Below are 7547 nucleotides of genomic sequence, written 5' to 3' on the forward strand. Positions count from 1 at the left end.
AGGCCGCACCGCGCGCGCAGGATCGCCGTGGCGGTCCTCGCGACGCTGCTCGCCGCCGCCCTGATCGCGGGCCTGAGCGCCTGGCACTGGGTCGACTCGGGCCTGCGCCGCGCCGACTGGCTCACCGCCAGGCCCTCCGGACCGGCGACCTCATGGCTGATCCTCGGCTCGGACGAACGCGACGGCACGACCGGCCAGGACGGCACGACCGGCGAACGCACCGACACGATCCTCGTGCTCACCAAGCCGAAGAACGGGCCCAGCTCGCTGATTTCGATCCCGCGCGACTCGCTCGTCGAGGTCGACGGCGCGCTGAGCAAGATCAACGCCGTGCTCGGCCTGTACGGCAGGAAGTCGCTCGTCGCGAAGATCGAGGACATCACCGGACAGAAGATCGACCACGTCGCGAAAATCAACTTTGGCGGCCTGACGACGATCGTCGACGCGCTCGGCGGCGTCGAGCTGTGCTACGACCAGGACGTCGACGACGAGAAGTCCGAGATGCACTGGAAGGCGGGCTGCCACGTCGTCGACGGCAAGCAGGCGCTCGCGTTCTCCCGTATGCGCTACTCCGACCCCCAGGGCGACTTCGGCCGCGCCCAGCGCCAGCGCCAGGTCATTGGCGCGATCGCGAAGAAGGCCGCCTCCCCCTCGACGCTGCTCAACATCCCCAAGCTCACGCGCGTCGGCGGCGCGGCGATGGCGGCGATCAGCGTCGATGAACGGGCGACGCCGGCGACGATGGCGCGCATGCTGCTCGCCTTCCGCGACGCATCCGGCGCCGGCGGCATCACCGGCACCGTGTACTGGACCGACCCCGGCTACTACGTCGACGGCGTCGGCTCGTCGGTGCTGCTCGACGACGCGCGCAACACCGAACTGTTCAAGCAGCTCGTCGACGGCACGCACAAGGCCGGCGTCGTCGGCACGCAGTCCGAGCAGCAGGTCTGACGCCACGCCCACGGCGCAACCGGGCGCGCACGACCCGCCGACGGTTTGGCGGCGCGCGGCGCGACGGCGCAAGCTGTGCGCATGGACGGCAGGACGAAGGACGCGGCGAAACGGGAGCGGACGGGGCGCCGTGTGCGCATGTGCGCCTACGGCGCCCCGCTCGCGGCGCAGTGCGTCATGCTCGCCATGCTGCTGGCCGGCCGCCAATGGCTGTTCGCGATGATGACCGCCTCGGGCTGCGTCGCCACGCTCGCCTCGCTCGTGCTCATGGCGTCGGGACGGCATGAAAGCCGATCCGACGACGCCGGATGGACCATGGAGCCGCATGCGCCGCCGGGACGCGGCGCGGGCGCGGACGACGCCGCATCGTCCGCGCCGATCACCCCGATACCGCTGGCCGACGTGCTCGGATTCGGCGGCGACGCCGCCCCGTTCCGTTCGATCGCGCACCGCTGGTGTGTCGCCGACGGCGGCTGCCGCGCCCCGGTGGGCGCCGACGCGCACGGACGGGCCGCCGTCATCGACCTCGCGCGCTTCGGCCCTCACGCGATCGTGGCGGGCACGACCGGCTCGGGCAAGTCGGTGCTGCTGCAGGACTGGTGCCTGGCACTCGCATGCCGCTACCCGCCGTGGCGCGTCCAGTTCGTGCTGCTCGACTTCAAGGGCGGTTCGGCGATGGACGCGCTCGCCGGCCTGCCGCATGTGCGCGGATGCGTCAACGACCTCGACCTCGCCTACGCGAAGCGCGCGCTGCTCGCGCTCGAACACGAGCTGACGCGCCGCGAACGACTCGCGGCCGCACGGGGCGTCGCCGACCTGATGGACATGGCCGACCCACCGGCCAGGCTCGTCGTCGTCGTCGACGAGTTCCACATGCTCACCGGGCAGCTGCCCGACCTCGCCGGTCGGCTCACACGCATCGCGTCGCTGGGCCGTTCGCTCGGCATGCATCTGATTGTGTGCACGCAGAACCCGCTCGGCGAGATCGGCGCGCCGATGAAGGCGAACATGGCGCTGCGCGTCTGCCTGCGCGTGCGCGACATGATGCAGTCGCAGGAGATGCTCGGCGCCGCCGACGCCGCCGGGCTGCGCGTCACCGAGCCGGGAGCCGCGATCGCGCGCATCGATGACGTGCTCGTGCGGCTGCGCTGTGCGTGCGACCCCGATCCCGACCGCCTCGTCGCCGAGATCGGACGCGCCTCGCAGGTGCATGGCCGGCGCGGCGGGCCGCCGCTGTTCACGGCGCCGCTGCCCCGCCTCGTGCATGCCGGCGACGTCGCGGCGCCGCCGGGCGCGATCGCGATCGGCCTCGACGGACGACGGTGTCGCCGTCGGACCGTGCCTGTTCGACCCGTCCGACGGCAATCTCGCCGTCGTCGGACGTCCCGGCCGCGGCCGCACGACGCTGCTGGAGACGATCGGGGAAGGCGCCCGGGCGACCGGCGCCGACGTCGTGTGCATCGACGACGCCGACGCCTGGTTCGATCCCTTCGTCGCCGATCCCGAGGCCGCCCGCATCCAGGAGCTCGTGTGCTCGGGACGACGCTGCGTCGTGTTCGCGCTCGGCTCGTCGCGGAGGCTGCGCGTGCCCGAGCATTGCACGCGCCGCCTCGTCTTCCCGGTCGGCGAGCGCGCCGTCGACCTCGCCGACGGCATCCCGGCGGGCATCGTCGACGCGTTGACGGCCGAGGACCTGCGCACGCCGGGGCGCGGCGTGCTTATCGAGGCGGGCCGTGCCCGGCTCGTGCAGTGCGCCGTGCGATGAAGGGCCGTGTGCGGCCCTTTTCGCGCGGGGTCTTGAAATCGCGCCGGTTATTGCCTAGCATGAGCAACGTAATCGTTATCGATATCGGACAGAAGAAGGATGTCATCACCATGAGCAGTGCATTCGATTGGCGTGCGAAGGCGGCATGTCGCGACAAGGACCCCGAGCTGTTCTTCCCGGTGGGCAACACCGGCGCCGCCTACCAGCAGATCGAGGAGGCCAAGTCCGTGTGCCGCACCTGCAAGGTCATCGACGCATGCCTCAAATGCGCGCTCGACACGAACCAGGACTACGGCGTCTGGGGCGGTCTGAGCGAGGACGAGCGCAGGGCCCTCAAGCGCCGCGCGATGCGTGCGCGCCGCTCCGCGTCGATGCAACTCGGCTGACGGTCGGCGGGACGCATACCGCAAACATATGGAAAGCGGCGCCCGGCGGCCACGCGATCGCGTGCCGCCGGGCGCTTTCCATGCCGTCGTTCAGGCGGCGCGCAGCTTGATGGCGAGCCGCACGCGCGTGCCGCCGGTGTCGACCGGCTCCCAGCGGACGGTGCCGCCGAAGTCGTTCGTCACGAAGGTGTTGATGATCTGCGTACCCAGGCCGGACCCCGAGGAGCGCGCCATGCCGTCCTCCTCCTCGCTGCCCATGCCGTTGCCGTCGTCCTGCACGACGATGTCGAGCTTGTTGCCGTTGCGGTCGGCCGTCACCGTGATGTGGCCCTCCTTGCGGCCCTCGTAACCGTGCTCGACGGCGTTCGTTGTCAGCTCGGTGAGCACGAGCGACAGCGGCGTCGCGTCCTGCGCCGGCATCATGCCGAAGCTGCCGACGAAGTCGATTGTGATGCGCTGGTCGCTCATCGCCGTCAGGTCGACGCTCATGCGCAGCAGGTTGGCGATGACCTTGTCGAAGTCGACGATCTCGTCGGCCGACTGGCTCAGCCCCTCATGGACCATCGCGATCGTCTGCACGCGCCGTTGCGCCTCCTTGAGCTCCTTCTTGACCTCCTCGGACTTCGTCTTGCGCGCCTGCAGCCGCAGCAGCGCGGAGACGGCCTGCAGGTTGTTCTTGACGCGATGGTGGATCTCGGAGATCGTCGCGTCCTTCGTCTGCAGCTCGACCTCGCGCCGGCGCAGCTCGCTGACGTCGCGGCACAATACGATCGCGCCGGTGCGGCCGTGCTCGTCCATCAGCGGCAGCGAGCGCATCGAGACGGCCGAACGGTTCGCGACGAGTTCGGAGTCGATCGCGGCCTTGCCGAGCAGCACGAGCGGCAATGATTCGGGCACCGGGTCGTTCTCGTGGATCAGGCTTGTGCCCACCTCGCTGAGGTTCGCGCCCTCGAGCATGTCGACCATGCCTAGGCGCCTGAAGCAGCTGATGCCGTTGGGCGACGCGTACTGGACGACGCCGTCGGCGGACAGCAGGATGAAGCCGTCGGAGACGCGCGCGTTGTGCCGCTGGCTGAGCACGGAGTCCTTGTAGGGGAACTGGCCGCGCGGGATCATCCCGTACAGCTGCTTGCCGGCGCCGATGCTTTCGAGCTCGTAGCGGCCGTTCGACTCGCGCGTCGCGAGGTTCGTCTCGCGTACGACGAGGCCGAGCGCCTTGCCGCCGTGGCGGATCGGCGCGTACACGTTGCATACGAGGGCGTCGCCGATGCGGCGCAGCACCGGCGAGCGGTGGACGCCGTCCGACTTCATCGCCTCGGCCATCTCCTCCTGCAGCTCGTCGTCGACCTGTTCGCCGACGACGTCGTCGGCGCGCAGGCTCATGACCGTCGACGGGCGGCACTGGCCGGCGATGACGAAGCTGCCGTCGCCCTTCTGCAGCACGAGCAGCAGGTCGGCCAGGCTCAGGTCGGCGATGACCTGCCAGTCGGCGACGAGGTGGTGGAGCCATTCCTTGTCGGACGCGTCGAAATCGGGGCGCGTCGCGAGAATCTGTGAAAAATCAGCCATGCCACCATGATAGGCCACCGCGGCAATGGCGTCCGGCGGCCTGCGCGGGCCGGCTCCGGATGCTCGCGCAGGGCGCAATCGCAAGGGGCCGCATGCAGGCGGTCAGCAACCTACGCTATAGTAACCTACGATTGCGTAACCTGAGCGTGGACGACACGTGCGGAAAGGAGCCTGCGATGGACGGACGGACGGACGAGACGGCGACGATGGACGGCGAGGAGCTGCTCGAGCGGCGCCGACGCGCATTGGCGGCCGCCCGCAGCACGGCGCTCGAAGCGAAGGCCGAGGCGGCGCGCAGCCGGGCGCGCGCGAAGGCGGCGACGATCCGCGCGAAGGCGGACAGCCGCGCGAAGAAGGCGATCGCCAAGGGCGAGGAGAAGGCGGCGAAGCTCGAGGGCGTGCGCATCCGCGCGCCACGCCGGATCCGCCTCGACGTCCACGGGCGTCAGAAGCCGGCGATGCGCGGCTGGCTGCACGCCGTCGCCACGCCGCTCGCGCTCGCCGCCGGCATCGTGCTCATCTGCCTGGCGTACGGCGCCGGGCTCAAATGGGCGTGCGCGGTCTTCATGACCGCCTCCCTCATCCTGTTCGGCAACTCCGCCGCCTACCATCTGGGCGACTGGTCGCCGCGCGTGACCGACGTGCTGCGCCGCATCGACCACGTCAATATCTTCCTGCTCATCGCCGGCACCTACACGCCGGTCTCCTTCGCGCTCGACCCGTTCTGGCGCAACACGATCATCATCGGCATGTGGAGCTGCACGGCCGTCGCGATCCTCATCCACGTCGTGTGGATCGACGCGCCGCGCTGGCTGTATACGCTCGTCTACGTCATCTTCGGAGTATCCGGCGTCGCGTTCATGGGCATGTTCTGGGTCTCCCCCGCCGCCGGCCCCGCCGTCGTGTGGCTGCTGCTGTCCGGAGGCGCCTGCTACATCGCCGGCGCCGTCGTCTACGCGCTGCGCCGCCCCGACCCGTGGCCGAGGGTCTTCGGCTTCCACGAGATCTTCCATCTGGGCACGATCGCCGGCTACACCTGCCACATGGTCGCGATCTACCTCGTCATCTGCCGCCTCGCCGCGCTCGGCTGAGGGCAGCGAGGCGCATCGCAAGGGCGCCCCGGGACCGTGTGGTCCCGGGGCGCCCTTGCATGACGGGTCCCGCACGCTCAGTCGAGCGGCTTCGACTCCTTGATCGTCACCGAGATGTCGCGTCCGTTGGGCGCCTTGTAGGTGACGACGTCGCCCTCGTGCGCGCCGAGGATCGCCGCGCCGATCGGCGACTCGGGGCTGATGACGTCGTAGTCGGTCGCGACGGCGATGTCGCGCGAGCCGAGCACGTACTTCATCTCGCGGCCGGCGAGCTCGATCGTCACGAGCGAGCCGTTGCCGACGGTGCCGGCGTCCGGCGCCTCGAGGATCTTCGCGTTGCGCAGCTTGACGATGAGCTCGTTGATGCGCCCCTCGTTCTTGCCCTGCTCCTCGCGCGCGGCCTGGTAACCGCCGTTCTCGGACAGGTCGCCCTCGGCGCGGGCCGCGGCGATGCGTTCGGTGATCTCCTCGCGGTACTCGCCCTCACGGTACGCGAGCTCCTCCTTGAGCTTGTCATACGCCTCCTGCGTGAGCAGGACGGTCTTCTCCTCCTGAGCCATGGTGTCCTCCTTCATGATGGAACAAGCCTGTGATATGCGAAAACCCGCACCGCGCGGCCCGGAACCCCGGCGCGCGGTGCGGACGGATATGGACGAGCGTCCTTTCAGCGCGTGGCGATGATGTCCACGACGAACTCGAGCGTGTCGTCGCCGCCGATGCCCGCCTGCGGCACGCCCCGCGAGCCGTAGCCGTACTCCGGCGGGATCGAGATCAGCAGGCGCGAGCCGACGTTGTGGCCCGGGACCGTCTGGTCCCATCCCCTGATGACCTGGCCGACGCCGATGCCGAAGCTCGCCGGCTGGTGGCGCTCGAAGCTCGAATCGAAGGCCTTGTCACCGCCCCAGACCTGGCCGTGGTAGTTGACGGTCACCGTGTCGCCGCGGCGCACGATCGGGCCGTCGCCCTCGACGAGCTCGACGACCTTGAGTCCCTTGGGCGCCTCGCTCTGCGGGAACGTCATCGTCGGCAGGTCGCCGAATCCGCCTTCGACCCCGGGCATCTCGTTAGCCATGTTTCCTCCTTGGTTTCCAGGCACAACGGGATTCAGCCTAGCACAGGACCGGCCGTTGCGCCGACGGCGCCCACGTCAGCATTCGACGACGTTGAGCGCCAGGCCGCCCTTCGACGTCTCCTTGTACTTCGCCATCATGTCCTCGCCGGTCTCCTTCATCGTGCGGATGACCTGGTCGAGCGTGACGATGTGCGAGCCGTCGCCGAGCATCGCCATGCGCACGGCGACGACGGCCGTGTTCGCGGCGACCGCGTTGCGTTCGATGCACGGGATCTGCACAAGACCGCCGACCGGGTCGCAGGTCAGCCCCAGATGGTGCTCCATGCCGATCTCGGCCGCGTTCTCGACCTGCCGCGGCGTGCCGCCGACGACGGCGCACAGCCCGGCCGCCGCCATCGAGCACGCCGAGCCGACCTCGCCCTGGCAGCCGACCTCGGCGCCGGAGATCGACGCGTTGCGCTTGATCAGATAGCCGACGGCGCCGGCCGTGAGCAGGAAGTCGCGTATGTCCTCGTCGCTCGCGCCGGCGAGCAGGCGCCGGTAGTACAGCAGCACCGCCGGGATGACGCCGGCCGAGCCGTTCGTCGGCGCCGTGACGATGCGTCCGCCCGCGGCGTTCTCCTCGCTGACGGCGAGCGCGAACAGGTCGATCCACGACGATTCCGCCGATTCGAGATGCCGCAGGCCGGCGGATGGCTCGCCGCGCAGCACGT

At 69.9% G+C, this 7547-nt stretch carries 7 protein-coding genes and 1 pseudogene; 4 read left to right on the forward strand and 4 right to left on the reverse strand.

Features of this window, described 5'->3' with window-relative positions; genetic code table 11:
- Positions 1-27: 27 nt before the first annotated feature.
- The 3 genes and pseudogenes from BCHO_RS08615 (at position 28) to BCHO_RS08625 (ending at position 3102) form a co-directional block, all read left to right on the forward strand.
- Positions 28-951 (forward strand): LCP family protein, encoded by a 924-nt coding sequence (locus BCHO_RS08615; protein WP_420306828.1) that lies wholly within the window; start codon positions 28-30, stop codon positions 949-951.
- Positions 952-1266: 315 nt separating this feature from the next.
- Positions 1267-1725, forward strand: a pseudogene (locus BCHO_RS09650) (FtsK/SpoIIIE domain-containing protein); the annotation flags it as partial.
- Between the two features lie 1101 nt (positions 1726-2826).
- Positions 2827-3102 (forward strand): WhiB family transcriptional regulator, encoded by a 276-nt coding sequence (locus tag BCHO_RS08625; RefSeq protein ID WP_024541252.1) that lies wholly within the window; start codon positions 2827-2829, stop codon positions 3100-3102.
- Between the two features lie 90 nt (positions 3103-3192).
- Here BCHO_RS08625 and BCHO_RS08630 read toward each other — a convergent pair whose 3' ends face one another.
- Positions 3193-4671, reverse strand: a complete 1479-nt coding sequence (locus BCHO_RS08630) for a sensor histidine kinase (protein WP_024541251.1) — start codon at positions 4669-4671, stop codon at positions 3193-3195.
- 206 nt (positions 4672-4877) lie between these two features.
- Here BCHO_RS08630 and trhA point away from each other — a divergent pair, with 206 nt between their 5' ends.
- Entirely contained in the window at positions 4878-5762 is an 885-nt protein-coding gene (gene trhA, locus BCHO_RS08635; RefSeq protein ID WP_024541250.1) for a PAQR family membrane homeostasis protein TrhA, read from the forward strand.
- A 77-nt stretch (positions 5763-5839) separates the two neighbouring features.
- Here the strand turns inward: trhA and BCHO_RS08640 are convergent, their stop codons facing one another.
- From BCHO_RS08640 to BCHO_RS08650, 3 genes are all read right to left on the reverse strand, one after another.
- Positions 5840-6322, reverse strand: coding sequence for a GreA/GreB family elongation factor (locus BCHO_RS08640; protein WP_024541249.1), 483 nt, complete (start codon positions 6320-6322; stop codon positions 5840-5842).
- 104 nt (positions 6323-6426) lie between these two features.
- On the reverse strand, positions 6427-6834 hold the full coding sequence (locus BCHO_RS08645) for an FKBP-type peptidyl-prolyl cis-trans isomerase (protein ID WP_024541248.1): 408 nt from the start codon (positions 6832-6834) through the stop codon (positions 6427-6429).
- Between the two features lie 75 nt (positions 6835-6909).
- Positions 6910-7547, reverse strand: a 638-nt coding sequence (locus BCHO_RS08650; protein WP_081930128.1) for an L-serine ammonia-lyase, incomplete at its 5' end; no start/stop codon positions are given.

The organism is Bifidobacterium choerinum, assembly GCF_000741135.1.
Lineage (GTDB): Bacteria > Actinomycetota > Actinomycetes > Actinomycetales > Bifidobacteriaceae > Bifidobacterium > Bifidobacterium choerinum.